The sequence below is a fragment of the Streptomyces ochraceiscleroticus genome (genome assembly GCF_000720485.1).
In the GTDB taxonomy this organism is placed as follows: domain Bacteria; phylum Actinomycetota; class Actinomycetes; order Streptomycetales; family Streptomycetaceae; genus Streptomyces; species Streptomyces ochraceiscleroticus.
The window spans coordinates 146,859-173,023 of record NZ_JOAX01000006.1 but is presented as its reverse complement, the minus strand read 5'-3'; the positions used below and the strand labels follow the sequence as shown (position 1 = coordinate 173,023).

Here is a 26,165-nt window from a genome sequence, read left to right as displayed (position 1 = left end):
GGCCTGCGTCGTAAGTCCTCGGCGGTCAGGCGTCGGGCGGTGCTTCGAGGAATGCGAGGGCCCTGGCCACGAACGCGTCGTGGTACTGGAAGATCCCGCCGTGTCCGGCGTCCGGGTAGAGGGGGACGAGCTCGCCCCGGGGCAGCCGTGCGGCGAGGTCGAGGGTGTTCTCGCTCGGCACCATCCGGTCGCTCTCGCCGTTGGCCACCAGGACCGGCTGGTGGATGCGGGACAGGTCGGCCGGCGCTTGCAGGCCCCATCGCTTGATGGCCTTGAGCTGGGCGCGGAACGACGTCAGCGAGATGGCTTTGTCGCGGTCGTCCGTGCGCTCCTTCAGCCGTTCCACGAAGGCGCGTGCTTCGCGTCGGCCGTGTTCGGTGTCGGTGAAGAAGAGGAACTCCTTGGGGTCCTTACGGCTCAGGAATCCCTTCAGCATGTCGCGAAGGGTGAGTGCGGTGACCTTGTCGATGCCGGGGCCTCCGGCGGGGCCGGTGCCCGCCAGGACGACCCTGCGCACCAGTTGCGGTTCCTGTGCCGCGATGACCTGGGCGATGAAGCCGCCCATCGACAGGCCGAGCAGGTCGACCCGCTCGAAGCCCAGGGCGCGGATGAACAGCACCGCGTCGCGCGCCATCGCCTCGATGGTGTCGGGCGTGGCGCCGTCCGACGCGCCCACTCCGCGGTTGTCGAAGGCGATCACCCGGCGCCGGGCGGCGAGTCCGTCGACGACGCGGGGATCCCAGTTGTCCAGGACCGCGGCCAGGTGGTGGAGCAGGACCAGCGGTACGCCGTCGCTTTCCGGGCCGAGCTGCCGGTGGACGAAGTCGACGCCGCGCACGGACACCGAACGGGTCGGCGCGTCCTTGTACGACGACGGGGCGGGCGTGGGGCTGGGGGAACTGCGCGGTGAGCTCATGACCGGTTCCTGTGGGGGTGTCGACGGCAACGGTGGTGGGGGCGGGATCCTCTTGCTGCGTGGGGCCTGTCGGTGGTGGGGCGGGGGCCGGCCCTCACACCATCGCAATGACGACCTTGCCGGCCTTGGCCCGGCCCTTCTCGGCGTACTCCATGGCCTCACGGGTCCGGTCGAAGGGGAAGACGCGGTCGACGACGGGGCGGATCTCTCCGGCGTCGACGAGCCGGGTGAGTTCGCGCAGCTGGTCGCCTGCGGCCTTCATGAACAGGAAGGAGTAGGTGACGCCCTGGCGCTTGGCGTGGCGCCGGGTCTTGAAGCTCAGCGCGTTCATGGCCTGGCGGAGAATTGGATTGACGCCCAGCTCGCGGGCGAAGTCCGCGTCGGGCGGCCCGGCGATGCTGATGACCTTGCCGCCGGGCTTGAGGACCGGCAGGGATTTCTCAAGGGTCTCGCCGCCGAGGCTGTCCAGGACGACGTCGTAGCCGTCCAGGACCTCCTCGAAGTCCTGCGTGCGGTAGTCGATGACGACGTCCGCACCGAGTTCCTTGACCAGCTCGGCGTTGGCCGCGCTCGCGGTGGTGGCCACCTGCGCGCCCAGGTGCCTGGCGAGCTGGAGGGCGACGGTGCCCACCCCGCCGGAGCCCGCGTGGATCAGGACCTTCTGGCCCGGCTGGACCTGTGCCCTCTCGACCAGCGCCTGCCATGAGGTGAGGGCGACCAGGGGGAGGGAGGCGGCCTCAGCCATGGTGAGGGTGGCCGGCTTGAGAGCCAGGTCGTGCTGGTGGACGGCGATGAGTTCGGCGAAGGTGCCGATCCGGTCCTTGGCGGGCCGGGCGTAGACCTCGTCACCCACCGCGAACCGGGTGACGGCCGAGCCGACCCGGACCACCACGCCGGCGAGGTCGTTGCCCAGGACGAGGGGGAGGCGGTAAGGCAGGATCAGCTTGAAGGCGCCGTCGCGGATCTTGAAGTCCAGTGGGTTGACGCTCGCCGCGTGGATCTCGACCAGGACGTCCTCGGGGCCCGGTCGCGGATCGGGCGACTGCGCGGCGCGTACCGCGGACTGGTCACCGTACTTCTCGATCAGGAAGGTCTTCATCGGGCTCTCCGTGTCTCGTCCGTGGGCGGCAGGTGCTTCATGCCACGCTCGGCGCGGCGGCGAGCTGCTGCTTCACGTACCGGGTGGTCTCGTCGGCGAGGACCTCGGGCAGGCCCGTCTCGATGCCGGACAGGGCCTGGGCGGCGACCTCGGCGGGGTCGGCCTTCTGGTCGGCGGGAACGCCGGCGGCCATGTCGGTGTCCATGTATCCGACGTGCAGCGCCGTCACGGTGATGCCGCGGGGCGCCAGTTCTTCTCGGGCCGCGTCGGTCAGCGCCCAGGCCGCGGCCTTCGACGCGGCGTAGGAACCGAGGCCGGCCGGGTGCAGCCAGGACAGGACCGACAGCACGTTGAGCACGGCGCCGCCGCCGTTGGACTCGATGACCGGGGTGAAAGCCCGCGTCACGGCGAGCGGGCCGAAGAAGTTCACCTCCATCTCCCCGCGCACCGCGTCCGGGCTGCCCGCGATCAGCGGCGTTCCGGTGGAGATGCCCGCGTTGTTGACCAGGAGTGTCGCGTCGGAGGCGGTGCGGGCCGCGGCCTGGATGGACTGCGCGTCCGTCACGTCGAGCTGCAGCGGGATGGCACCGGGAAGGTCTACCGTCTCGGGGCGCCGGGCTGCCGCGTACACCTTGGCTCCGCGCTCCAGGAGCTGGGCGGCCAGATGCCGTCCGAGCCCTCGGTTGGCGCCGGTGACCACTGCGACCGCGTTCTTGAGCTCCATGAGCACTCCCAATGTGGGGGCGGGGTGACCGCCCGTTCATCAATAGATGTCGAGCAACATCTAAACTCTACCCTAGAATAGATTCCGATCGACATCCAAATGGGAGGGTGACCGATGGGCCGCGTATCGCAGGCACAGGCACAGGAGAACCGCCGGCGGGTGGTGGAAACCGCCTCCCGGCTGCTCCGGGAACAGGGGACCCAGATCAGCGTCGCCGACCTCATGAAGGCGGCCGGTCTGACCCACGGCGGCTTCTACAAACAGTTCGCCTCCAAGGAGGAGCTCGTCGACGAAGCCACCGCCCACGCGTTCGCCGAACTCACCCGGCACCACAGGGACGGGCTCGATCAGTACGCCGGGCAGCGCGACGCCGCTCAGCGGGCGGTGATCGACGCCTACCTCTCCACCGAGCACCGCGACAGTCCGGCCGACGGGTGCCCCGTCGCCGGACTCGCCGCCGACATCGCCCGCGCCGGCGCGGGCGATGAGGCCCGCCGCGTCTATACCCAGGGAGTAGGCGACTTCGCCGACTGGCTCGCCACCGAGGACCAGGACGGCATGACCCGACTGTGCACCATGCTCGGCGCACTCGTCCTGTCCCGGGCCACCAAGGGCTCCCCGCTCTCCGAGGAGATCCTCACCACCGCACGCGAGGCACTGACGGCCACCGACTGACCGAGACGCGGTGCGGGGCGGCACGCCGCAGGGAGGGTGTACGCGAAACGCTGAGCGCTAAGCGCTGGTGCCACCGTGTCGGCGTGTGTGATCGGTCAGGGCCGGGTGTGACCGTGTCGGCGCGCGTGATCGGTCAGGATCTCCTCGATGACATGCCGGGCGATGGCCGCCATGACCGGATTCGTGCCCCGGTAGTACCGCAGCTCGGCAAGGGCGACCGACAGCGCCCAGCCGCGCCCCCGCGCCCACGCCGCGTCGTCGGCCCCCACGGCGGTACGGAAGGCGGCCCGCGCGTCCGCCGGCAGGAGGTACCACGCCGCGATCAGGTCGACCGCCGCGTCGCCCAGCCCCAGGCAGCCGAAGTCGATGACGGCGCTCAGCCGTCCGTCCTCGACCAGGACGTTCCCCGGCTGCAGATCCGCGTGGATCCACACCGCGAGCCCGGTCGGCTCGGGAGCCCGCAGCGCCTCCTCCCATGCGGCGGCCGCCGTCTCGGTATCGATGACGCCGCGCAGCCCTTCCACATCACCATGCGTCGCGGCATCCCGCGCCGCCAAGGGCTCACTGCGAGAGGAAGGCGGCCCGCCGACGGTATCGATCCGCCGCAATGCGCCGACGAACTCGGCCAGATCCTTGGCGAAGAGGCCGGGGTCGAGGCCGAGCCCGGGAGTGGACTCGGTGCGGCCCGGAAGCCACCGGTAAACGGACCAGTGCCAGGGGTACCCCTCACCGGGCACTCCCTTACCCAGCGGTACCGGAACGGCCACCGGCAGTCGCGGGGCGAGCCGCGGCAGCCACCGGTGTTCCTTCTCGACATCGCCGGCGGAACCCGCGGCGCGCGGCAGACGCACGACCATGTCCCCGCCGAGCCGGAACATGGCATTGGACGTACCCGCCGAATCCACCGGCCGGACGGCAAGCCCCGCCCACCGCGGGAACTGCGCGCCGACCAGCCGACGCACGAGCCCGACATCGACCCCGCCGCCACTCATGAGCCCCCCTCGGGATTCACTGATATCGCTCTCTCAGCCGGTGTGGAGGATCCGAAAGCGATCGGGTTCCGCCGGATCCCGGTCAACTACTTGGATGGGGGGCCGAGCCCATTGCCACACGCTGCTGCCCGGCGTGCGGGAGAACTGGATCTGCCCGCGAGTGCCTTCGACGGAAAGGCGCGGCCAGGATTCAGCAATGCGCGCCCGGTCCGCGCCGTGCGAACGCAGTACATCGGCGAGAACGGTGACCGTGTCGTAGCCCTCGAAGGCGACGAAGGAGGGCGCCTCGGACAGTCGCTCACGGAGGGCCTTTTCGACGCGTGCGCCGAGTGGGGTGAGGCGCTCGGGCAGATAGCGCAAGAACGGAATCGCGGCGCCGTCATCGCCCAGCGACGCCGCCCATTCGGCGAATTCCGGTTGTCCGGCCGGAGCACCCATCAGGATCCCGGCGAGGCGCTGGTCGCGGCGGACGGCTTTGACGATCGGCACGGCCGGCTCCGGGTGGCCGACCAGAAGAAGGAGGGCTGTCGCGCGAGTGTCGACGAGTGCGTCGCACACGGCCGTGGGGGCGAGCGCGCTCATGTCGAGTTCGGTGACCGTGCCGCCGTGTGCAGCGAAGTAGTCCCGCAGAATGCGGGTCCCGGATGCCCAGTAGACACTCGGCTGGGTTGCTACGGCGATGTGGCTGTGGCCCGCGCCGAGGAGGAAATCCGCGTAAATCTGCCAGCCGCGGGACTGCGGCGGGGAGAGGCGTGCGACCCTTCCCCGAGCTCTCGGCTCCGCTCGAGCAGGGGAGACCCCATTCGTCGGCTGTTCGATGAGCGCGTCGAGAACCGCTGACGAGCAGAGGTACGGCAGGCCGAGGGCGTCGGCCCTGGTGGCGGCGGCGCGAGCGACGACGCTGTGATACTCGCCCGCCAAGGCGGCCACGCCCAGGCGAGCCAATTCCTCCACGGCCGCCGCGGCCTTCTGCGGATCAGCCGCGGTGTCCCGGACCACCAGCTCGAGTGGTCTTCCGCCGATGCCGCCGGCGTCATTGACTTCGCGAACAGCCAGTTCGAGGCCGGCGAGCAGGTGGTGGCCCGCTTCGACCCAGCCGGGCCGAGTCAGCGGGACGAGAGCGCCGATCCGGACGGACGGTCCGTCGGTCCGATCGGCTCTGGGTGACGACGGTGGCGTCTTCATGCGTGGGCTTCCCCCGTGTGGGCCCCTGCCCGGACCCGGGCAGGGGCCGAGGTCTCGTCCTGTTTCTCAAGACCTGTTGGCTGTTACTTGTTACCTGTTACGTATGGCCGGCGAGTTGGAGCATCTCGACCGTTCCATTGCCTCCGCCGGCGTCCAGGACCAGGAATGTGGCGCGTGAGCCCTGACTCAGGCGGATCTGGAACTGATCGCCCTGCAACCGCTTGTAGTTCGTGTCGCCGGCCCTCGCGGCTGCCTGGGCGGGGTGGAGTCCCTCGCTCTGGATCGCGTTCTGGAATATGTCGAACTTCTCTTGTTCGGAGGCGGTGAGCTGGCCGTTGACTTCCATCCGGCTCTTGTCGAACGTCCAAGGCATGGCGCGCCTATTCCGTCGTCACCGTGATGTCTTCGAGGGTCAGGTTCTTGACGGCTAATTCGACGCCGCCGAAGGAGCGCTCGAACTCATTTCGTCCCACCCTGAGCGCGTTGACCTCGGTCGCGGACCCGCCGGCCGTCATCTCGAAGTTTCCATCGGCCTTGCAGTCGACGATCACCTTGGTCTGCCTGCCGAAGGCCCAGGTGGGGATGTGTGCCTGTACTTCCTGCGGGGCGAGCCGAAAAGGACCGGCCATGGGTAATGCCTCCCGTGATTCTCGGTTTTTTCTTCTTCTCGCCCAACTGGGTACCGGTCTTTTCTGTTTGCCGTCAAGGTCGCGTCGAGTCGGACCGGGTGGATTCGGACGCCCTGAAGATCCTGAATAAGTGTGTTACGGGAAATCGCAGGGCGTTTCCGGCAGTTGACCGGAAAGTGTCCACAGATTTACGGACGTTTCGTCGCCGCGGGTCCAGGGGGCGCGGAATGACGGGCGGGGGACGCCGCGGAGGCCGTTGCGGAGACCGATGAACGCGTCCTATTTCCTGCGGACGCTCAACCGTCAGGTGGTGGCCAGCGCTGCCCGGGATGCCGCGAGTGCCTGCTCGGCGTAGCCGCGGCCGAAGAGCACCGTGTGCACCAGCAGGGGGAAGAGCTGATGCAAGCCGATGCGGTCCGCCCAGCCGTCGGCGAGGGGCGCCGCGTCCTGGTAGCCGTCCAGTACTCGGTCCAAGTGCGGGCAGCCGAACAGGTGGAGCATCGCCAGGTCGGTCTCGCGGTGTCCGCCGTGCGCGGCCGGATCGATCAGCCAGGCGTGGCCGTCGGCGCCCCACAGCACGTTGCCGTTCCACAGGTCGCCGTGGAGCCGGGCGGGCGGCTCGGCCGGGCCCGCCAGGTCGGGCAGCCGCTCCACCACTTGCTCGATCACGGCTGCCTCGGCGGGGCGCACCGTGCCGTCGTCGACCGCGCGGCGCAGGTAGGGCAGTACCCGGTACTCGCCGTACCAGCGCGGCCAGTCGGTGCCGGGGACGTTGCGCATCGGGGCCAGTCCGATGGTGGCGTCCTGGGGCCCGCCGGGGGGCGGGGCGCCGAACGCGGGCGCGCCTGCGGTGTGCAGGGCGGCCAGGTCGCGGCCGAGGCGGTCCGCGGCCGCCGCGCCCGGCCGGCCGGACGCCACGCGGTCCATCACGAGCCAGCGCCCGTCCTGGCCGTGCACCGCCGGGAGACGGACCGTGCCGGCGTCGGCCAGCCAGCGCAGCCCGGCCGCCTCGGCCCGTACCGCGCCGGGGTCGTCGCCGCGCTTGACCATCACCGTCCGCCCGCCGTCGAGCGTGACCTCGGCAAGCGCGGAGGACAACCGCCGTTCACCGGTCACCGGCCGCCCGGTGAGCCGGGCAGCCACGGCCCCCGGGCCCTCGTCACCCCCGGCCGTCGGACCGGCGTCCGTCGGACCCGCGGTCATGCCTCGTCCAGGCGCTCGCGCACCCAGGCGAGCAGGCCGGGCGTCGCGGCTTCGATCATGGCGAGCATCTCGTCGAAGCCCTCCGGCCCGCCGTAGTACGGGTCGGGCACTTCCCGCTCGCCGGCGGCTCGCGGGTCGAAGGACCGCAGCAGCCGGATACGCGACGGATCCGTCACCAGGCGGCGCAACGCCTTTTCATGGCCGAGGTCCATCGCCACGAACAGATCGGCGTCCAGATGCTCGGCACCGACCTGGGCCGCGATGTTCTCGGTCGGGTAGCCGTGCCGGTCCAGCACCTCGCCGGCCCGCTCGTCGATCGGCTCACCGACGTGCCAGGGCCCGATGCCGGCGCTGCTGACCCGTACCGCACCGTCCAGTCCGGCCCGGCGCAGCTGCTCGTTGAACACCAGCGCGGCCGACGGCGAGCGGCAGATATTCCCGCTGCAGATGAAACAGATGTGCACGGCACCAGGGTACGGCCGCTGCCCGCGGCACCGCCGCACCCCGCCGACCAACGGCATGGTGGGGGCTAGGGCGTGTGGGGACGGGCTTCGTGCCGACGCTGGGTGGCGTGCAGGGAGCCGAGCAGATGGAGGGACTGGGCGCTCGGGGTTCCTGGCTCGGCGTGGTAGATGACGAGCTGCTGGCCGGGGGCGTCGCGTACGTCGAAAGCCTGATAGGTGAGCGTCAGAGGACCGACCTCCGGATGGCGGAGGTGCTTGGCGTCCTGGGTCTTGCCGCGCACGGTGTGGGCGTTCCAGAGGCGGGCGAAGTCCGCGCTGTGCTCGGTGAGCGTGCGGACGAGTTCGCGCAGCCGAGGGTTGTCCGGTGCGAACCCGGCTGCCGCACGAAGGTTGGCGACGGTGGCCTGGGCCGCCCGGTCCCAGTCCGCGTAGAAGTGCCGACCCGCGGGGTCGAGGAAGGTCATGCGCGCCAGGTTGTCCGCCGGGCTGAACGGGGCGTACAGGGCATCGGCAAGAGCGTTGACGGCGAGGAGGTCCAGGGTCCGGTTCATGACGAACGCCGGGGTGTTCGGATAGCCGTCCATCAACTGCCGCAGCGCGGGACTGACTTGCTCGACGGCGTGTACGGAGGTCCCCTCGCTCGGTGCGACCCCCGCCAGCCGGTACAGGTGAGCCCGGGAATCCGCGTCGAGGCGCAGCGCGCGGCTCAGCGCGTCGAGTACCTGGGATGAGGGGTTGCGCTCGCGCCCCTGTTCCAGGCGGGTGTAGTAGTCGGCGTTCACTCCGGCCAGGACGGCGACCTCTTCACGGCGCAGTCCGGCGACTCTGCGGGCCCCGTAACTCGCCATGCCGACGTCCTCCGGCTGCAGGCCGGCGCGGCGTGCGCGCAGGAAGTCTCCCAGGTGGTTGTCGTCCATGCGGCCAGGCTAGGCGGTGGCTCGGCGCGCTGCCCGGGTGTGCCGCACCCAGGCAGCGCGGACCCTGGCTGACCGCTGCTGACCTGCGCAGACTCGGCTGAGCGGGCCGGCACCGCACCGATCAGGCGGCGGGCCGGCCCAACGGAGAAGCTCCGCCCGAACACGTACCGCCGGAACACCTACCGCGGACCACGTGCCGGAAGCCGGAACACGTACGAGCAGAAAGCAACCCGATGACGATGACGCCGAGAACCGATGCACCTGATCCGACGCATGATCCCTCCACCGCCGCCGACGCATTGCCGAACGCGCCGACCGCACCCGGTGCCCTGGCGCTGCTGGTCCTGTGCGCCGCGCATTTCATGGACGCCATCGACCTGTCCGACGTGGGTGTGGCCCTGCCCGCCATCCAGCACGACCTGGGCATGACGTCGGCCTCCCTGCAGTGGATCGTGTCCGCCTACGCGCTCGGCTACGGAGGCTTCCTGCTGCTGGGCGGCAGGGCAGCCGATCTGCTCGGCCGGCGGCGCACCTTCATGGCCGCCGTCGCCGTGTTCGCCGCGGTGAGCGTGCTGGGTGCGATCGCCCCGAACGGCGGCCTGCTGATCGCGGCACGCCTGGTCAAGGGTGTCGCCGCGGGCTTTCTCGCCCCGGCGGCGCTCTCCCTCATCACCACCGGCTGGCCGGAAGGACCGCGGCGTGGCCGCGCCCTGGGCTGGTACGCCACCGCCGGTGCCAGTGGCTTCGTCAGCGGCCTCGTCCTCGGCGGTGTGCTCACCGAGGTGTCCTGGCGGCTGGTCTTCGCACTGCCGGTGCCCATCGCCATAGCGGCGCTCATCGCCGGACGCCGTCTCCTGCCCGTGGATCCTCCGTCCCCCGCGCGGGAGAAGACCGATGTGCCGGGCGCCCTCACCGCGACCGGTGGCCTCGTGACCTTGGTTTACGCCATCGCGCAGGCGCCGGAACACGGCTGGGGATCCGTCCGTACCGTCATCCTGTTCACCGCGGCAGCTCTGCTCCTCGCCCTGTTCCTCGGCATCGAGGCAAGGTCCGAACGCCCTCTGGTACCGCTGTCCTTCCTGACCCGGCGCAGGACCGCGGGCACCAATCTGACCATCTTCGCGATGTGGGGCGCCTACACGTCCTTCGCGTTCCTCGCCACGCTGTACCTCCAGAACGTGCTGCACTGGACGCCGCTGCAGACCGCCGGCGCCTTCGTCCCCCTCGGCCTCGTCAACGGCGCGCTGGCACCGTTCGCGGGACGCCTCGCGGCACGGTTCGGCGCCCACCGGATGATCGCGGCCGGCATGCTGCTGCTGGCGCTGTCCTACGCGTTGTTCTTCCGCATCGGCCCCGACGCCTCCTTCCTCTCCGTCGTCCTGCCCGTCATGGTCCTCAACGGGCTCGGCACCGCGGCGACCTTTCCCGCCCTGAACATGAGCGCGGTCGCCGGTGTGCCCGACCGGGACCAAGGTCTGGCCGGCGCCCTGCTCAACACCTCGATGCAGATCGGCGGCGCTGTGGTCCTCGCGGTCGTCACCGCGGTGGTCGAAGCCGGGCAGCAGGCGAACGGCGGCGGTGATCCGCTCGCCGGCTACGCCCCCGGTACCGGCGTCATCGTCGCCGCCGTACTCGCCGGCCTGAGCGCCACGCTCCTCATCCGGCAGCGCCGCCCTGACGAAAGGAACGCAACGTGACATCCGTAACTCCGGCCGCCGAGGCCGCCGCAGCCTCCGAGATCACCGAGTTCGCCGGAAAGGTGGCCCTCGTCACCGGGGCCGCGCGTGGCGTGGGCAAGGAGGCCGTGGCGCTCCTCCACGCCCGCGGCGCCCGTGTCGTCGCCGTCGACCTGCGCCCCGGCATCAGGACCCTGCCGGACGAGTTCCCCGGCGTCCTGGCGATGACCGGCGACATCGCACAGGAGGAGACCGCCGCCCGAGCGGTGCGGTCGGCCGTCGAGAGCTTCGGCGGACTGGACATCCTCGTGAACAACGCCGGACGCACCCTGAACAAGCCCGTCACCGACACCACCGCCGAGGACTGGGACGCCGTGATGGCGGTCAACGCCCGCGGCTCCTTCTTCTTCGCCCGTGAAGCCTTCCGGGCCATGAAGGCCCGGGGCGGCGGAGCCATCGTCAGCACCGGCTCCTACACCTGCACCGTCGCCCTGCCCGAAGGCGCCGCCTACAGCGCGTCGAAGGGCGCTCTGGCCCAGCTCACCAAGGTGCTCGCCGTCGAGGGCGGACCGCTGGGCATCCGCGCCAACATCGTTGCCGCGGGCGTCATCGAGACCGATTTCCTCGATACGTTCCGCACCGACAGCCGTGCGTACCTGGCGTCCTTCGCCGACGCGCAGCCTCTGGGACGGGTGGCGCAGCCCGAGGAGATCGCCGAGGTCCTGTGCTTCCTCGTTTCCCCACGCGCCGGCTTCATCACAGGAGCCGTGGTCGCCGCGGACGGCGGCTTCACCGCGGTCTAGGCGGCGTGACCACCGCTCCGCCCGAGGGCACAGAAAACCGGCGCCGACCCGGCGCAGAACTTCAATAGACTGGCGGAGCGATGACGAAAACGGGGGCAGGGCTGTGGACACCGTGCAGGTGACGCTCAGGGGGGACCGCAAGCAAAGGGCGGCGACAGCCATCGCGTAATTCCGGGTCCACCGCAGTGAGCGGAAGTATCCCGTCGCGACGGAGGTTGTGCTGAACGCCGGCCCCCGCGCCCGCCCCCGACGACTGAGCCACGAATTCCAGTGAGGTGTGCCCGACCATGATCGAACCCGCGAACGCCGGGGGCGTGGAGTCTCCGCCCGGCAGTTCCCCCGCACGCGCTCCCGTGCGCGCTTCCGTGCTCATAGCCGTGCTGGTCGTCTCGGCCTTCGTGATGATCCTCAACGAGACGATCCTGAGCGTCGCCCTGCGCGACCTCACCGTCGACCTGGGGATCTCCACCACGACAGTGCAGTGGCTGACCAGCGGCTTTCTCCTGACCATGGCCGTGATCATCCCCATCACCGGCTTCCTGCTCGAACGCTTCACCGCGCGCCAGGTCTTCCTGGCCTCGCTGACGCTGTTCACCCTCGGCACGCTCGTCAGTGGCCTCGCGCCCGGGTTCGGGGTGCTGATGGCCGGGCGCGTGGTGCAGGCGTGCGGCACCGCCGTCATGCTGCCGCTGCTCATGACCTCGGTGATGCGCCTCGTACCGCCCGAGAAGCGCGGCGCGACGATGGGCACGATCAGCATCGTCATCGCGGTCGCCCCCGCCGTGGGGCCGACGGTGGGCGGTGCGGTGCTCGCCTCGCTGGGCTGGCGCTGGATGTTCTGGATCGTCCTGCCGCTCGCCGTGGCCGCGCTCGTCATGGGCGCGGTCTGGATGCGCCTGGACAGCGAGACGCGGAAGGTGCCGCTGGACCTGCTCTCGGTACTGCTGTCTGCCGTCGGCTTCGGCGGCGTCCTCTACGGCCTGGCGTCCGTCGGCGAGTCCGGCGGTGCGGAGCACGCGGTCGCGCCGTGGGTCCCGATCGTCGTCGGCCTCGCGTCGCTGGGCGTGTTCGTCGCACGCCAGCTCAGCCTGCAGCGCGCGGACCGCGCCCTGCTCGACCTGCGCCCGTTCAGGACCCGTGCCTTCACTGTTGCGCTGGTCCTGTCAGCGCTGCTGTTCATGTGCCTGCTGGGCGTCGGGTCGATCATGCTGCCGCTGTACCTGCAGACCGTGCTGCGTACCAGTACGTTCGTCAGCGGTCTGGCCGTCCTCCCCGGCGGGCTCCTGCTCGGCCTGCTGGGCCGTCCGGTGGGCCGGCTGTTCGACCGCTTCGGCGCCCGCCCGCTGGTGATACCGGGCGCGCTGGCCCTGGCCGTCTCGCTGTGGCTCTTCACCTTCCTCGGCGCCGGTTCACCGCTGGCCGCGGTCATCGCCATCCACATCCTGCTGATGGCCGGGCTCGGGCTGATGATGACGCCGCTGATGACCGAGTCCCTGGGCGCGCTGGACGGTCACCTCCAGTCCCACGGCAGCGCGATCCTCGCCACGCTTCAGCAGGTCGCGGGCGCGTTCGGCACGGCCGTCTTCGTCACCGTCGCCTCCCTGAGCACCTCCGACCCGTCGGGCGCACCCGACGCCGGCGGCCTGCGTACGGCGTTCATGGTCGCCGGAGTCATCGGTGTGCTCGCCTTCGTCACCTCGCTGTTCATCAGCCGCACGGCACGCCCCGCCCCGCCGCACCCCACCCCGGCCGCCGACCCGGTGCCGACGGCCGGGTCCGCCCCCTAGGCGCTCCCCGTACATTTCCAAGGTGATCGTCCGACCGCCCGTTCATCCCCCGGTGGATCTCGATAACCGCAGGTGGAGGGACGAATGGCGGGGTCCGGGCCGCATAGCGTCGAGCCCGGACGGCCGACATGACCACGAGGCTCGTGATGTACGGGAAGGCATTCGCTCCGGAGTATCACGGGTTCCTGCAGGCCCCTGAGCTGCAGGAACTCCCGGCCTATGTGTCCTTGGGGGGCCACGTGCGGGTCTGCATGACTTCCCGGGCCAGGTCGCGGATTCTGGCGCTGTGCGAGCGGGCGTGGTTGCGCAGGATGGTGAAGGCGGCGTCGGCGTCGATGCTCAGGTGGCCGGCGAGGAAGCCCTTGGCCTGCTCGATGATCAGGCGGGTGTCGAAGGCACGTTGCAGTTGGTCCACCAGAATTTTCTGGTGGGCGACGGTCTGGTGGGTGGTCAGGGCGATGGCGGCGGTGTCGGCCAATGCCTGGGCGTAGGTGCAGTCGGTGGCGGTGAAGGGGCTGGCGTCGCTGCGGTAGAAGACCAGCACACCGCGGATGGTGCGGCCCTGGCGCATCGGGGCGGCGTACAGGGCGTGAAAGCCGGCATCGGTGGCAGGCGAGCGCTGCTGGGGCCAGGCGGAGGCAGCAGCGGACAGGTCGGTCACGGAGACGGCGTCTCCGCTGGTGTACGCGGCGGTGCTGGGCCCGCTGGCGTGAGCGGCATGGGCGGCGAAGGAGGCGGCGGCGGCCGAGGAAGCGGCCACGGTCTCCAGGTCCCCGAAGGCATCGGGCATTTCCATACTCAGAGCGCTGCGGGGCACCAGGCAGGCGGCGTGCTCCAGCACCAACGCGGCGTGGGAATCCAGGTCGAACGGCACGTCGCTGGAGCTGGTCAGCGCCAGCAGAGCGTCGACCAGTGCCTGCTGCCGTGGTTCGCCTGGCGCGGGGGAACCCGGGGTCATGGCAGATCCTCCACCGGGAGCCGCCGTTGGAGGAGGTCGTCGGCCACCTCGGCCAGCGGGCGCTGTACGACGAAGGCGTGCGCACGCAGCCGGGCCAGGGCCTGATCCGTATCCAGGTCCAGGCGGGAGACGAGGAAGCCGACGGCCTGCGAAATCACCGCGAGCGGCGGCGGGATGAGCGCCACCTCCTCCTCGTCGTCCTGGTCGGAGGCGATCAGGGTGTGGGCATCGTGCAGTAACAGCACCGCTGCCGCTGCCGCGTAGGCTGCCGCCATCCGTTCCCCGGTCGTCGACAGCGCCCCTGCGGTCGCGCGGTAGAGCGAGAGCACCGCCACCACCTGTTCGTGCAGCAGCACCGGGAAGGTGAACACCGCCCGGATGCCTGCCTCCCACGCCTGCCCGGCGAATATGGGCCAGTGCTGCGCGGGCCCATCCGCCTCCAGGTCCTCCGCCAGTACCGGCCGCTGCTCCGCATGCGTCTCGATACAAGGACCCTCGCCCAGGTCGAACTGCAGGGCTTCGCCCGGTTCGGCGAGCCAGCCGTGCGTGCTGACCGTCAGCCGGGACCCGGCCGTGGGATGTATCGCCACGGTCAGCCCCACGGCATCGATATCCGGCACCACACGCTGGCAGTGCTCGGATACCTCGGCCAGCCCTCCCCCTGCTGTCAGCATGGCCACCAGCACGGCCACCAGCTCCGTATCCGACGACGGCACCCCGCTCATCGGGGACCCGGCCCACGCGGCTGGTACAAGCACGTTCCTTTTACCGGGTGCATCCCATGCCCCGATCTCCTGAACGCCCACTACCAGCCGTGCAGCCGAAAGCGCCCGCCCGGGCTACCGCAGGACTTGGGCAGCGCCCCGACTGGGGCACAACCGTCCCACCCCCTCATCGTAGGACAGATCATGCGCCAAATGCGGCTTCATCCCCCTCATTGCCGTAAGCCACCTGGCGTACGTAACATCCGTCCGCCCGCCGGGCCGACGACGGCACCCCCAGACGCCGGCGGCGTCGAGCCCGCGGAAGCCTCGCCATCGCGATTCCGCTGCTACCGCCGCACCGCATAGGACACGGTATAAGCCCTGTTGAGCGAGGGTGGATCGTCTCGATCGGTATCAAGGAGACGTGGGTGTGCAAGCGGTGTGCGGGACGTCACCAGCCACCAATAGCCGGTTGTCGGCCGTGGCCGAGTGTCGTCGACGCCTGGCCGGCACAGCCGGACGGGCTCGGGGGTGAACCGCTGGGCAGGTGGTTGACGCCCAGGCGGACGTACGGCCCACCACGACGGTGTAGCCCACGCCTCGGTGAGCGCAGCCGCGTCCCCGGTGTGCCCGGGGATCGTGCGCGGGTGACGGTGTCGCGCTGGATGCGTCATGCTGGAAGCCCACACAGCCGGTGTGGAGGGAGGCGCGGTGAGTGACCGTGGACTTCTCCTGGTCATTGACTCTGCCCTGTACGCAGATCAGTGTGCTGCTGGCCGGCAGGCTGGCAGGCGCCGCGGTGAGGGTTCTGGGTGTGGGGAGCGCGGCATCCGGGGACCTGCGTGAGAATGTGCACGCTGCCGGCGGTTATGTGGTCACGTGCAGCCGGGCCACCGCCTTTCGCGTCGTCATCACGGTGGCAGGCAGCCGATGCCAAGTGGTCGTCACTGACTGCGAGTTCGTTTCCCGGGCCCCTCCTGAGCACGGCGGCAGCGACGGGGCTGATACCGCCAAGCGCGCCATGATGCTGCGTCAGCTCTCGGCGCGTGCCGATGCCGTCGAGGTCCGGGACAACGAGGGCGGTGGGGTGCTGATCCGCTTCGATGTTCAGTTGCCCTGAGCGGAGCCGTCGCTCGGCGGAGAGCCGTAAGCTGAGTGCGGGGAAACGGTGGTTGACCTACTCGTCGGCGTCGACGCCTGTCATCGGCCGGTGGTCCGCCTCGCACCCCCAAGGACGGTCACGACGGGTAGGACGGCACGAGCCGTCGGCTTGGGACCGCGTTCGGCCCACGGCGCACCACAGGGGCGGTGAGAGCCACCGATGTCAGACCAGCACCAACCTCATGAGGAACGTGAGCAACAGGACAGCGGCCTGTTCCCTCCTGATCTGCTCGCCCAACGCCTGAACATGATTCAGGACTTCGTCTGTCAGTCCTGTGACAACTATGAGCAGCATCCTGCGCAGTCGCAGCGGATGCTGCTGGTGTTCACCGCCGTTCTGGCCGGGTTGACCCAGGACCTCCAGCTCATCCTCACCCCGGAACTGCTGCACCGGGCCCAGGAGGCAGTGAGGATCGCCGCGGAACGTGAGGATGTCCAGCTCACCGAGCAAGGTCACCAGAGCGCGGCACGGCTGCTCGCCGGGATCTGGGGCACAGGCGCCACCGAGGGCGTCACCAGCGAGATCTGGCAGACCGCGGCACCGGGCCTGGCCGACGCCTGCGTACAGGCGACCCGTCTCACCGGCCTGTATCCGCGGTGGAACGAGGCTGACCGACCGGACAGCTGAGCCGGTCGAGCTCCGCGTCGCTCATGCGGACGGCTCGGTGGAGGGCCTCCCGGCTCCGCCCCCTAGGGGACTCCCCGTACATCTCCAAGGTGATCGTCCAGCCTCCCGTACATCCCCCGGTGGATCTCGATAACCGCAGGTGGAGGGACGAATGGCGGGGTCCGGGCCGCATAGCGTCGAGCCCGGACGACCGACATGACCGGGAGGCTCGTGATGTACGGGAAGGCATTCGCTCCGGAGTATCAGGGGGAGCTGGGGGCGGAGTTGAGTGTCAACTCCTCGTACGAGGATGTGCTGGCCGCGGCGCGGAGAGCACGGGGCGCGGCCGGGACGCCGGGGGACGCCGCGCGGGCCGCGCTCGCGGAGGCGGAGGCCGGGCGGCGGCTCGGGCGGGTGGCAGAGGCGGAGGACGCCTGGCGGGCCAGTTACCGCAGTGCGCGGGCCGCGCAGGACGCCGCCGGGATGGCGTGGGCGCTGTGGAGCGGCGGTACTCTCGCCCGCCAGTGCGGGCGGCTCGCGCTCGCCCGTCGGCTGCTCGCGGCCGCCGTAGCGTTCGCCGAGCAGGGCGGCGACCGCCTCGCCCACGGATACGCGCTCGCCGGGCTCGCCGAGACCGGCCGGATACAGGGCGACTACGAGGCCGTCGCCGAGTTGCACGAAGAGCTGCTGGCCCAGGCCAGGGCGCACGGCGAGGCCCGGCACATGGTGTGGGCGATGTCGGGGATCGCGCAGATGCACCGCAACAAGGGGGAGTACGAGAAGGCGCTGGAGCTGTTCGAGGAGTCGGTGCGGATCGCCGAGGGGGCCGACGACGTGCGGGGGCTCGCGTGGTCGTTGCGGGGCGTCGCCGATGTGCGGTCCGTGCTGGGGGAGACGGCGGAGGCATTGCGGCTGCTCAGCAAGGGGGAGGCGCTGTGCCGGGGGCTGGATCTCGCCGGGGCGCTGGCGTACAACCACAAGATGCGCGGGAACGTGCTGTACCGAGCGCGGCGGTACGAGGAGGCCGCGGCCGTCTACCGGGGTGCGCTGGAGGAGTTCCGGGCCATGTCCGAGCCGCGCGGCAGCGCGCTCGCGCGGCTGGGGCTGGTGAAGTCCCGGGCGCGGACGGGATGGCCGTACGACGAGGTGGTCGCCGAGCTGGACGACGTCGAGCGCGAGGTCACCCGGATCGGGCTGCGGCACGCCCGCGACATGGTCAGGGCCTTTCGCGCAGAGCTGTCGGCGGGAAGAACTGCCGTACCGGCTCCCGGTGCCACCACGCGCCGGTCTCCCGCAGTTCCCGCCAGGTCGTGAAGCGGTAGCGGTAGAACAGGGCCCGTACGTGCCGGGGCGGCGCGTCGGGGAAGGGGTTGCGGCGGAGCAGGCGCAGGGTGTCGCGGTCGTTCTCCAGGAGGCGTTCCAGGAACGGGCCGAACCAGCGGCCCGCGTAGCCCGGCGACAGCGCCGCGAACCACATCAGCCAGTCGAGGCGGAGGTGGTACGGAGCGAAGGGGCGCGGCATGCGGCGTACGTCGCCGGGCTTGCCCTTGAAGTCGTACTCCCGCCACTCCGTGTCCTCGGTGATCACCTCGTCCGTCGTGCCCTCGATGACCACCTCGTGCCGGATCCGGGTGATGGAGCCGAAGGCGCCGTACGCGTTGACCAGGTGCAGCGGCTCGAACGAGGTGTTCATCCGCTGCCGGCGGGAGAGCAGGTTGAGCGCCGGGCGGTAGCTCAGGTACAGGACCCCCGCGGTCGCGGCGATGACCACGATCTCGTACCAGAGCGGGGGAGGGGCGAGGTCCGCCGGCGGGCCGACGAGGCCGCCGAGGCCGACCGCCGAGGCGTCCACGACGGACACCGCGATCACGATCGTCGCCCAGTTCAGCCAGGCGAAATTGCCCGAGAGCACCAGCCAGAGCTGGGTGGCGATCATCGCCAGCGCCGCCCAGGTGGCGATCGGCTGCGGGGTGAAGAGGAGGACGGGCGCGAGGAGCTGCGCCACGTGGTTCGCGGCCGTCTCGACACGGTGCAGCGGCCGTGGCAGGTGGTGGAAGAACCAGCTCAGCGGGCCCGGCATGGGCTGCGTCTCGTGGTGGTAGTACAGGCAGGTCAGGTCGCGCCAGCACGGGTCGCCGCGCATCTTGATCAGCCCCGCGCCGAACTCCAGCCGGAACAGCAGCCAGCGCAGCAGCCACAGGACGAGGACGGGCGGCGCGGTGCGCGCGTTTCCCAGGAAGACCGCCAGCGCGCCCGTTTCGAGGAGCAGCGTCTCCCACCCGAAGCCGTACCAGGTCTGCCCGACGTTGACGATCGAGAGGTACATCGCCCACAGCGCGGCCCACCACACCATCGACGCCCACAGCGGCACGGCGTCGGCGGCGCCCGCCAGGACGGCCGCCGCCAGCAGCGCCCCCGCCCACGCCCAGCCCGCGAAGAAGCGGTCCGAGAAGCGCCAGTGGAAGACCGACGGCGCCACCCGGAACGGCACGCGCCGCACGAAGTCCGGTACCGGGGTCATGCCGCGCTCCCCGATCAGCGCCCGGAACTGCAGCGCCGCCGACACGAACGCGATCACGTACAGCGCGGCCAGGGCCCGCTGGAAGACCAGCCGGCCCAGCCAGTACTCGGGTGCCGGGAACCACTCCACACGCCTATCCGTAGCACCGCGGAAGGCCCGGCGCCCGGCACCCGCCGCCCGTGTCCCCGCCCAGCCCCCGGACGCGTGCGGGCGGGGCGCAACCACACGCCGCCGGAGTGGCCGAAACGGGCCGTACGGGGGCAGTTTCTCCGTCCTGTAACCCTATCGACGGTAATTACCGCGCAGCGGGGAACCCATGTCGTTAGGCTGGGGGGCGACGGACGACCTGTCTGGGAGATGCCGACATCCTCGGCCCGTCGCGGGATGCGCCACGAACCATGGCCGAACTCCCGGTTGTGACATACGGCGCCACCGCGTCATGTACCTCATCCCTTTGGCTAAGGAGTGCGTGGTGGCACCGGAACAGACGATCAGCAAGCAGCCCCGACCGAAGCAGGGCGAGCGCCAGGGGCGTATCCGGGAGGTGCGCAACCTCGAGGTCTGGAGCCGCTGCGCCCCGGTCCACCTGGCGGGCTGCGACGACGAATCCACGGCTGAGCAGCACATCTTCCGCGGCATCGACTGACGGGTACGGCCGGCCGGGTGACCCGGCCGGCACGTTTTTGCCTGCCGGCCGCTGCCTACGGCCGGCATCTCTTCGGGCCGTCGCCTACGGACGGCGGCCCAGCAGGCAGAGCAGCCGGGTCTGGTCGTCGGCGCCCGGCGGCGGCTCGATCGGCGGGGCGAAGAGCCCCGATTCGCTCAGCTCCTTGGCGTACGGCTCGACCTCCCGCAGCGCCGTGGTCACCAGCTCTCCCGGCAGCTCCTCGGACGCGCCGACCGCCCGTGACAGGTCCCAGGCGTGCACGACCGCGTCCATCGTCATCTGACTGCAGTACGCGGCCGCGCCGGTCAGCCCGTACGAGAGATGGACTTGCCGGTCCAGGGCGCCGGGCTCGCTGAACGCCGCGACCGCCGCGACCGCGGCACGGTCCCAGGTCGCGACCGGGTCCTCACCCAGCACATCGCCGCTGAACTCCTCGCCGACCTCCTCGATGGTGGCGCCGTCCCGCACCAGCCGCGGCACCCACAGCTGCTCGGCGGTGAGGTGGTTCACCAGGTCGCGCACCGTCCAGTTCGTGCACGGTGTCGCGGCGTCCCACTGGTCGTCGCCCACGGCGTGGACGCGGTCCCCGAAGAGCTCGATGGCCTCGCCGTGCCGGCGCAGAATGTCGTTGGGCTTCATGCCTCCTCAGCATAGGAGCGGGGCCGCCGCGGCGGCCCTCCGACGCGCGCCCGCTGCGCGCCCCCGGCAATCGCGCCGAGTGACCGGATCGCGGTCGTGAGGCGCTATGAACCGGCCTATCTGGAGGTCGCCTCTGGGCCCTCCGTGTGCTTCGTGCAATTCCCCTTCCGTAGACGGGAGTTGGCGTGCCATTCTTGCGCCGCATCGGTGAACGATGTTCACATACGTGACTTTCATCGTGACTTCCGTCGGCGGAAAGGGCGTACGCCATGGCACCCCTGGAGCATCTCGGACGATCAGGACGATCAGTAGGCCGGCGGCGCGTCCTCGCCGCCGGCGCCGCGCTCGCCGCCGGCGCCGCGCTCGCCGCCGTACCGGCGCTGTCGGCCACCGCGGCGCGCGCGGCGACGGCCGGTGTCACGGCCGGCGGGCTTCCCTCCCGGGCGGAGATCACCGCCGTACTGCGCAGAGTCGCCGACCACTGGATCGGCGCGCACGCCGACCCCGGCGACAACCAGTGGGCCCGCGCCACGTTCTTCAGCGGCCTGATGGCCCTGTACCGGCTGACCCGCGACGCCCGCTATCTCGCGTACGCGCGCGGCTGGGCCGAAGGCCACGGCTACGCGCTGCACAACGGCGTCACCACCCGGCACGCCGACGACCACTGCGCCGGGCAGACCTACCTCGACCTGTACGAACTGGAGCCCGAGCAGGGGAAGATCGCGGCTCTGGAGGACTCGCTGCACCGCATGGTCTTCACCGACCGGCCGGAGAAGAACGACGACTGGTGGTGGGACGACGCGCTGCACATGGCGATGCCGCCGTTCGCTCGAATAGGTCGGCTGCGCGCCGAACCCGCCTACTGGGACAAGCTGTACGCGCTCTACACGCACACGAAGTCGGCGGAGGGCGGCCCCGGACTGTACGACCCGGAGTCCGGCCTCTGGTACCGCGACAAGCGCTTCCTGCCCGGCGGGATCCTCTCGCCGGACGGCAAGCCCGTCGTGTGGTCGCGCGGCAACGGCTGGGTGGCCGGGGGCCACGTCAAGACGCTCAAGACCCTGCCCGCCGGCGCCCGGCACATACCCGAATACCGCGCCACCCTGGTACGGGAACTGGCCGCACTCCGCGCCGTCCAGCGCGCCGACGGGTTCTGGAATGTGAACCTGGCCGACCCCGCGCACCTCCCGGGCCCGGAGACCAGCGGCACGTCCTTCTTCCTGTACGCCACCGCCTACGCCCTGCGCGCCCGCCTCGTGCCGCGCACGCCGTACCTCCCGGTCGTGACGCGCGCCTGGCAGGGCCTCACCGGGACGGCCGTGCACGCCGACGGCTTCCTCGGCTACGTCCAAGGCGTCGGCGACCGCCCCGAGTCCAGCCAGCCCGTCGGCCCCGGCACGACCGCGGACTTCGGCGTGGGGGCCTTCCTGCACGCGGGCTGCGAGCTGGCCGGACTGGCCGCATAGGCGGCCCGGCCGTCCGTTACGCCGGGGCCTTGTCCGGGACGATCTGCAGCTTGCGGCCCGTGCCGCGCTTGAAGGTCTCCAGGGCCTCGGCGTACTCGTCCAGCGCGAACTGGTGGGTGATCATCGTCTCGGAGTCGATGACGCCCTTGCCGAGCAGCTCCACGGCGCGCCCGTAACTGTGCAGGATCGCCATCGAGCCGACGATGCGGATCTCGTCGTTGTAGATCCGGAACGGCGAGAACTTCGCCAGCTCCTGGTCGGGCGCGCAGCCGAACTGCTGGAACGTGCCGCCGCGGATCGGCCGGGTCAGCCCGTCCTCGATGGCCTTGATGTTGCCCGTGCAGTCCGTGACGACCTCCCAGCCCAGCCGCCGCTCCAGGTCGTCCGCGCTGGTGGCGACGTGGTCGGCGCCGAGCTTCTTCGCCACCGTGAGGCGGTCCTCGTTGATGTCCACGACGGAGACGGAGCCCGCCCCGGCGCGCTGGGCGACCTGCATGTAGAGCAGGCCCATGGTGCCCGCGCCGTAGATCAGGAAGTTGTCGCCGAGCTTGGGGTCGACGATGTCGAAGCCGCGCACGATCGTCGACAGCGGCTCGATGAGCGGGGCGTGCCGCAGCTCCACGGTCTCGGGGAGCCGGTAACAGTTGCGGGCCGGTACCTTCACGTACTCGGCGGCGGCGCCGTCCACGGTGATGCCGATCGTGCCCCACTGCTCGCAGAGGTTGCCGCGGCCGATGGCACAGAAGTGGCAGGCGCCGCAGTAGATCGCCGGGTCGGCGGCGATCTTGTCGCCCTCGGCGAAGGCGGTGACGCCCTCGCCCACCGCGACGATCTCGCCGGAGAACTCGTGCCCCGGGATCACCGGGTACCGGGTGGGCCCGAACTCGCCCGCCAGCATGTGCACATCGGTACCGCACAGCCCGGCGGCGGTGACCTTGACGACGACCTCGCCGTGGCCCGGCGCCGGGTCCGGCACGGTGGTCACGGAGAGCTTGTGCGGTTCCTCGATGACGACTGCGCGCATGGTGCTCACACCTTTCGGGGGGAGGGACGGGGCGGGGGAGCGGCGGTTCAGGCGGGGATGACGCGGTTGCGGGACTCGACTTGCTTGATCTTCTCCACCTTGGGCGCCGAACCGCCGCCCGCGAAGTCGGAGACCAGCCAGTGGTCCAGGCATACCAGCGCGGCGTGCACGCCCATGGTGCGGCTGCCGAAACAGGCGATCTGCGCGTCGTTGGACTTGCGGGCCCGCTCGGCGCTGTAGCTGTCCGGGATCTGCGCGGCGCGGATGCCGGGCACCTTGTTGGCGGCGATGGCCATGCCGATGCCGGTGCCGCACACGAGGACGGCGCGCTCGTGCTCGCCGCGGGCGACGCTGCGCGCGACGCGCTCGGCCACGTCCGGGTAGTCCTCGTCCGCGGTGGCGCTCAGGTCGGTGACCGGGTAGCCGCGCTCGGTGAGGTGCGCGATGATCGCGTCCTTCATCTCGAAGGCGGCGTCGTCGCAGCCGATGGCGATGCGGTACGTCATGGGTGTTCTCCCTGGGAGCGGTCAGGCCGGTTCAGAGCGGTTCAGGGCGGTTCGGACGGGGGCGATCTCGTCGAGGACACGGCGCAGGCCCTCGGTGTCGTGGGCGAGCCGGCCGAGGAACAGGCCGTCGACGGGTCCGGTGGAGAGCCGGGCGTACGTACCGGGCCCGGCGGTGCCGCCGTAGATCAGGCGGCCGCGTACGTCGTGCTCGTCCAGGCAGGCGCGGATCGCGGCGGCCACCGTGAGGACGTGATCGGCGGGGGCGGGATCGGCGGCGCCGATGGCCCAGACCGGCTCGTACGCGATGATCACCTCGCTGCCCGGCACGGCGCCCGCGAGCGCCGCCCGTACCTGCGTGAGGGTCTCCTCGACGGCCGCCCCGGGATCGGTGCCGTCCCGCTCGCCCGCGCAGACGACGGGGACCAGCCCGGCGGCGGTGGCGGCGCGGGTCTTGGCGCGCACGGTGTCGTCCGTCTCGCCGAAGTGCGCGCGCCGCTCGGCGTGCCCCACCTCGACGTACGTGGCGCCGGCCTCGGCGAGCATCCCGGCGGACACCTCACCGGTCCACGGGCCGGACTCCGCCCAGTGCACGTCCTGAGCGCCGAACGCCACGCCCGTGCCGGCCAGCAGCTCGCGGGAGTCGGCCAGGGCGGGGAAGGCGGGGAGGACGAACAGGTCGACGGCGCGTGCGCCGAGCGCGGCGGTACCGGCCAGCGCGGCGACGTCCGCGAGCCACTTCCGGGTCTCGGCGAGACCGAAGTACAGCTTCAGCGAGACGCCGATCACGGGGCGGCGGTCAGGGATCACGTCATTCATGATGCTTAAAACAAAAGCACCTGTGAAGTTCACAAGTCAAGGCGTGAACTTCACGAGATCGGTGTTATTTCGGCCGGGTCGTACCACTGATAGCCGGGGTGGCGCGCGAAGAATGCGCGAAGGTGCGGAATAGCCGCGAGCCCGCTACGGTTGGGCGGTGTAGTTCACTATTCAACTAACGCAGCGCAGTCAACCAACGCAGCGCACGGAGGCGGGCACCATGCAGTTCGGGATCTTCACCGTCGGAGACGTCACCACCGACCCGACGACGGGCCGGACGCCGACCGAGCACGAGCGGATCAAGGCGATGCTCGCCATCGCGCTCAAGGCCGAGGAAGTGGGCCTGGACGTCTTCGCGACCGGCGAGCACCACAACCCGCCGTTCGTCCCGTCCTCGCCGACCACCATGCTCGGCTATATCGCGGCGCGCACGGAGAAGCTGATCCTCTCCACGTCCACCACGCTGATCACCACCAACGACCCGGTGAAGATCGCCGAGGACTTCGCGATGCTGCAGCACATCGCCGACGGCCGGGTGGACGTGATGATGGGCCGCGGCAACACCGGCCCGGTCTACCCCTGGTTCGGCCAGGACATCCGCCAGGGCATCCCGCTCGCCATCGAGAACTACGCCCTGCTGCACAAGCTGTGGCGCGAGGACGTGGTCGACTGGGAGGGCAAGTTCCGCACGCCGCTGCAGGGCTTCACCTCGACCCCGCGCCCGCTGGACGGCGTGCCGCCCTTCGTGTGGCACGGCTCGATCCGCAGCCCGGAGATCGCCGAACAGGCCGCGTACTACGGTGACGGCTTCTTCGCCAACAACATCTTCTGGCCCAAGCACCACTTCCAGCAGCTCATCCGGCTCTACCGGCACCGTTACGCGCAGTACGGGCACGGCACCCCCGAGCAGGCCATGGTCGGCCTCGGCGGGCAGGTGTTCATGCGGAAGAACTCCCAGGACGCGGTCCGCGAGTTCCGCCCGTACTTCGACAATGCGCCCGTGTACGGGCACGGCCCCTCCCTGGAGGAGTTCACCGAGCAGACCCCGCTGACCGTCGGCAGCCCGCAGCAGGTCATCGAGAAGACCCTCGCCTTCCGCGAGTACTTCGGCGACTACCAGCGCCAGCTGTTCCTGATGGACCACGCGGGCCTGCCCTTGAAGACCGTGCTGGAGCAGCTCGACATGCTCGGTGAAGAGGTCGTCCCCGTGCTCCGCAAGGAGTTCGCCAAGAACCGCCCGGCCGAGGTGCCGGACGGGCCGACGCACGCGGCGCGCGTCGCCGAGCGCGACGCCGCGGCCCTGGAGGAGGTGGCGGAATGAAGCCGCTGAAGATCGTGGCCGTCTCGGCGGGGCTGGGCGTCCCGTCGTCCACCCGCCTGCTGGCCGACCGGCTGGCGGCGGCCACCCGTCAGCAGGTGGCCGACGAGCCGGGCCGTGCGGTGGAGGTACGCGTCGTCGAACTGCGCGACCTGGCCACCGACGTCGCGCACAACATGGTGACCGGCTTCCCGTCGCCCGCGCTGGCCGAGGCCATCGAGGCGGTGTCGGAATCGGACGGCCTGATCGCCGTCACGCCCATCTTCACCGCCTCCTACAGCGGGCTGTTCAAGTCGTTCTTCGACGTCATCGACAACACCGCGCTGACCGGCAAGCCCGTGCTGATCGCGGCCACCGGCGGCACGGCCCGGCACTCGCTCGCCCTGGAGCACGCGCTGCGCCCCCTCTTCGCGTACCTGCGCGCGGTGGTCGTCCCGACCGCCGTGTACGCCGCGTCCGAGGACTGGGGCACGGGCGGCAGCGGCCCCGGCGGCGCGCTCACGGAACGCATCGACCGGGCGGCGGGGGAGCTGGCCGCCCTGATCCTGGGGCGGGCGGCCACGGCACCCGCGGCCGAGCCGGCCGACGACGCCTTCGACGTCGTGCCCTTCGCCGAACAACTGGCCGCGCTGCGGGCCAACTGACCGCCGCGGCACGGCGCACCGCAGGTCCGCCATGACCTCCGAGGTCATCGACGCGCTGACCCGG

28 protein-coding genes are annotated in these 26,165 nt (G+C 70.8%); 11 read left to right on the top strand and 17 right to left on the bottom strand.

Annotation, left to right across the window (positions count from 1 at the left end):
* Nucleotides 1–25: 25 nt before the first annotated feature.
* The 3 genes from IG84_RS0110670 to IG84_RS0110660 form a co-directional block, all read right to left on the bottom strand.
* On the bottom strand, nucleotides 26–916 hold the full coding sequence (locus IG84_RS0110670; RefSeq protein ID WP_037799855.1) for an alpha/beta fold hydrolase: 891 nt from the start codon (nucleotides 914–916) through the stop codon (nucleotides 26–28).
* Between the two features lie 94 nt (nucleotides 917–1,010).
* Entirely contained in the window at nucleotides 1,011–2,015 is a 1,005-nt protein-coding gene (locus IG84_RS0110665; RefSeq protein ID WP_031054303.1) for an NADP-dependent oxidoreductase, read from the bottom strand.
* 37 nt (nucleotides 2,016–2,052) lie between these two features.
* Nucleotides 2,053–2,739, bottom strand: coding sequence for an SDR family oxidoreductase (locus tag IG84_RS0110660; protein WP_031054302.1), 687 nt, complete (start codon nucleotides 2,737–2,739; stop codon nucleotides 2,053–2,055).
* A 114-nt stretch (nucleotides 2,740–2,853) separates the two neighbouring features.
* On the opposite strand from IG84_RS0110660, the gene IG84_RS0110655 reads away from it, so the two are divergent.
* A complete protein-coding gene (locus IG84_RS0110655) occupies nucleotides 2,854–3,414 on the top strand; it encodes a TetR/AcrR family transcriptional regulator (protein ID WP_031054300.1) in 561 nt (186 codons plus the stop codon).
* Between the two features lie 95 nt (nucleotides 3,415–3,509).
* Here IG84_RS0110655 and IG84_RS0110650 read toward each other — a convergent pair whose 3' ends face one another.
* From IG84_RS0110650 to IG84_RS0110620, 7 genes are all read right to left on the bottom strand, one after another.
* Nucleotides 3,510–4,406 (bottom strand): aminoglycoside phosphotransferase family protein, encoded by an 897-nt coding sequence (locus tag IG84_RS0110650; protein WP_031054296.1) that lies wholly within the window; start codon nucleotides 4,404–4,406, stop codon nucleotides 3,510–3,512.
* A 33-nt stretch (nucleotides 4,407–4,439) separates the two neighbouring features.
* Nucleotides 4,440–5,591: an ABC transporter substrate-binding protein gene (locus tag IG84_RS0110645; RefSeq protein WP_031054294.1), complete on the bottom strand. Its 1,152-nt coding sequence runs from the start codon at nucleotides 5,589–5,591 to the stop codon at nucleotides 4,440–4,442.
* A 97-nt stretch (nucleotides 5,592–5,688) separates the two neighbouring features.
* On the bottom strand, nucleotides 5,689–5,964 hold the full coding sequence (locus tag IG84_RS0110640) for a hypothetical protein (RefSeq protein ID WP_031054290.1): 276 nt from the start codon (nucleotides 5,962–5,964) through the stop codon (nucleotides 5,689–5,691).
* A gap of 7 nt (nucleotides 5,965–5,971) precedes the next feature.
* On the bottom strand, nucleotides 5,972–6,220 hold the full coding sequence (locus IG84_RS0110635) for a hypothetical protein (protein WP_030609187.1): 249 nt from the start codon (nucleotides 6,218–6,220) through the stop codon (nucleotides 5,972–5,974).
* A gap of 303 nt (nucleotides 6,221–6,523) precedes the next feature.
* A complete protein-coding gene (locus IG84_RS0110630) occupies nucleotides 6,524–7,423 on the bottom strand; it encodes a fructosamine kinase family protein (protein WP_031054287.1) in 900 nt (299 codons plus the stop codon).
* Nucleotides 7,420–7,887 carry a low molecular weight protein-tyrosine-phosphatase gene (locus tag IG84_RS0110625; protein WP_031054285.1) on the bottom strand — a complete coding sequence of 156 codons (468 nt, stop codon included), beginning with the start codon at nucleotides 7,885–7,887 and terminating at the stop codon, nucleotides 7,420–7,422. The genes IG84_RS0110630 and IG84_RS0110625 overlap by 4 nt, the downstream gene beginning before the upstream one ends.
* Before the next feature lie 65 nt (nucleotides 7,888–7,952).
* Nucleotides 7,953–8,804, bottom strand: a complete 852-nt coding sequence (locus IG84_RS0110620) for a helix-turn-helix domain-containing protein (protein WP_031054282.1) — start codon at nucleotides 8,802–8,804, stop codon at nucleotides 7,953–7,955.
* 239 nt (nucleotides 8,805–9,043) lie between these two features.
* Between IG84_RS0110620 and IG84_RS0110615 the strand changes: the two genes are divergently transcribed.
* From IG84_RS0110615 to IG84_RS0110605, 3 genes are all read left to right on the top strand, one after another.
* Nucleotides 9,044–10,501 (top strand): MFS transporter, encoded by a 1,458-nt coding sequence (locus IG84_RS0110615; protein ID WP_031054280.1) that lies wholly within the window; start codon nucleotides 9,044–9,046, stop codon nucleotides 10,499–10,501.
* Nucleotides 10,498–11,283 carry an SDR family NAD(P)-dependent oxidoreductase gene (locus IG84_RS0110610; RefSeq protein WP_031054279.1) on the top strand — a complete coding sequence of 262 codons (786 nt, stop codon included), beginning with the start codon at nucleotides 10,498–10,500 and terminating at the stop codon, nucleotides 11,281–11,283. Before IG84_RS0110615 ends, IG84_RS0110610 begins: the two co-directional genes overlap by 4 nt.
* Nucleotides 11,284–11,570: 287 nt before the next feature.
* Complete coding sequence (locus IG84_RS0110605; RefSeq protein ID WP_031054275.1) at nucleotides 11,571–13,070, top strand: DHA2 family efflux MFS transporter permease subunit; 1,500 nt, start codon at nucleotides 11,571–11,573, stop codon at nucleotides 13,068–13,070.
* Between the two features lie 217 nt (nucleotides 13,071–13,287).
* Here IG84_RS0110605 and IG84_RS38830 read toward each other — a convergent pair whose 3' ends face one another.
* On the bottom strand, nucleotides 13,288–14,028 hold the full coding sequence (locus IG84_RS38830; RefSeq protein ID WP_051861591.1) for a GAF and ANTAR domain-containing protein: 741 nt from the start codon (nucleotides 14,026–14,028) through the stop codon (nucleotides 13,288–13,290).
* Nucleotides 14,025–14,786, bottom strand: coding sequence for a GAF and ANTAR domain-containing protein (locus IG84_RS0110595; RefSeq protein WP_157848854.1), 762 nt, complete (start codon nucleotides 14,784–14,786; stop codon nucleotides 14,025–14,027). Before IG84_RS0110595 ends, IG84_RS38830 begins: the two co-directional genes overlap by 4 nt.
* 661 nt (nucleotides 14,787–15,447) lie before the next feature.
* Here IG84_RS0110595 and IG84_RS0110590 point away from each other — a divergent pair.
* The 3 genes from IG84_RS0110590 to IG84_RS0110575 all read left to right on the top strand — a co-directional run bounded on the left by IG84_RS0110590 (nucleotide 15,448) and on the right by IG84_RS0110575 (nucleotide 17,814).
* On the top strand, nucleotides 15,448–15,852 hold the full coding sequence (locus IG84_RS0110590; protein ID WP_031054269.1) for a hypothetical protein: 405 nt from the start codon (nucleotides 15,448–15,450) through the stop codon (nucleotides 15,850–15,852).
* A 201-nt stretch (nucleotides 15,853–16,053) separates the two neighbouring features.
* A complete protein-coding gene (locus tag IG84_RS0110580) occupies nucleotides 16,054–16,521 on the top strand; it encodes a hypothetical protein (protein ID WP_157848853.1) in 468 nt (155 codons plus the stop codon).
* Nucleotides 16,522–16,734: 213 nt separating this feature from the next.
* A complete protein-coding gene (locus IG84_RS0110575; RefSeq protein ID WP_031054264.1) occupies nucleotides 16,735–17,814 on the top strand; it encodes a tetratricopeptide repeat protein in 1,080 nt (359 codons plus the stop codon).
* Here IG84_RS0110575 and IG84_RS0110570 read toward each other — a convergent pair.
* Nucleotides 17,717–19,150: a lipase maturation factor family protein gene (locus IG84_RS0110570; RefSeq protein ID WP_031054261.1), complete on the bottom strand. Its 1,434-nt coding sequence runs from the start codon at nucleotides 19,148–19,150 to the stop codon at nucleotides 17,717–17,719. The genes IG84_RS0110575 and IG84_RS0110570 overlap by 98 nt on opposite strands.
* A gap of 343 nt (nucleotides 19,151–19,493) precedes the next feature.
* Here IG84_RS0110570 and IG84_RS38825 point away from each other — a divergent pair, with 343 nt between their 5' ends.
* Nucleotides 19,494–19,667 (top strand): hypothetical protein, encoded by a 174-nt coding sequence (locus IG84_RS38825; protein ID WP_223735720.1) that lies wholly within the window; start codon nucleotides 19,494–19,496, stop codon nucleotides 19,665–19,667.
* A gap of 84 nt (nucleotides 19,668–19,751) precedes the next feature.
* Here IG84_RS38825 and IG84_RS0110560 read toward each other — a convergent pair whose 3' ends face one another.
* Nucleotides 19,752–20,327, bottom strand: coding sequence for a TIGR03086 family metal-binding protein (locus IG84_RS0110560; RefSeq protein ID WP_031054258.1), 576 nt, complete (start codon nucleotides 20,325–20,327; stop codon nucleotides 19,752–19,754).
* Between the two features lie 269 nt (nucleotides 20,328–20,596).
* On the opposite strand from IG84_RS0110560, the gene IG84_RS0110555 reads away from it, so the two are divergent.
* Nucleotides 20,597–21,793 carry a glycoside hydrolase family 88 protein gene (locus IG84_RS0110555; protein WP_051861589.1) on the top strand — a complete coding sequence of 399 codons (1,197 nt, stop codon included), beginning with the start codon at nucleotides 20,597–20,599 and terminating at the stop codon, nucleotides 21,791–21,793.
* 16 nt (nucleotides 21,794–21,809) lie between these two features.
* On the opposite strand, the gene IG84_RS0110550 is transcribed toward IG84_RS0110555, so the two are convergent.
* The 3 genes from IG84_RS0110550 to IG84_RS0110540 are packed head-to-tail and all read right to left on the bottom strand — an operon-like array spanning nucleotide 21,810 to nucleotide 24,130.
* Complete coding sequence (locus IG84_RS0110550) at nucleotides 21,810–22,817, bottom strand: zinc-dependent alcohol dehydrogenase family protein (protein ID WP_031054254.1); 1,008 nt, start codon at nucleotides 22,815–22,817, stop codon at nucleotides 21,810–21,812.
* A 47-nt stretch (nucleotides 22,818–22,864) separates the two neighbouring features.
* The gene (locus IG84_RS0110545; protein ID WP_031054253.1) at nucleotides 22,865–23,323 is read right to left on the bottom strand and encodes an RpiB/LacA/LacB family sugar-phosphate isomerase; all 459 of its coding nucleotides are present in this window, start codon (nucleotides 23,321–23,323) and stop codon (nucleotides 22,865–22,867) included.
* 21 nt (nucleotides 23,324–23,344) lie between these two features.
* On the bottom strand, nucleotides 23,345–24,130 hold the full coding sequence (locus IG84_RS0110540; protein WP_063761777.1) for a triose-phosphate isomerase family protein: 786 nt from the start codon (nucleotides 24,128–24,130) through the stop codon (nucleotides 23,345–23,347).
* A gap of 229 nt (nucleotides 24,131–24,359) precedes the next feature.
* Here IG84_RS0110540 and IG84_RS0110535 point away from each other — a divergent pair, with 229 nt between their 5' ends.
* Nucleotides 24,360–25,460, top strand: a complete 1,101-nt coding sequence (locus IG84_RS0110535; protein WP_030253539.1) for an LLM class flavin-dependent oxidoreductase — start codon at nucleotides 24,360–24,362, stop codon at nucleotides 25,458–25,460.
* The gene (locus IG84_RS0110530) at nucleotides 25,457–26,101 is read left to right on the top strand and encodes an FMN reductase (protein WP_031054249.1); all 645 of its coding nucleotides are present in this window, start codon (nucleotides 25,457–25,459) and stop codon (nucleotides 26,099–26,101) included. Before IG84_RS0110535 ends, IG84_RS0110530 begins: the two co-directional genes overlap by 4 nt.
* Nucleotides 26,102–26,165: the final 64 nt, after the last annotated feature.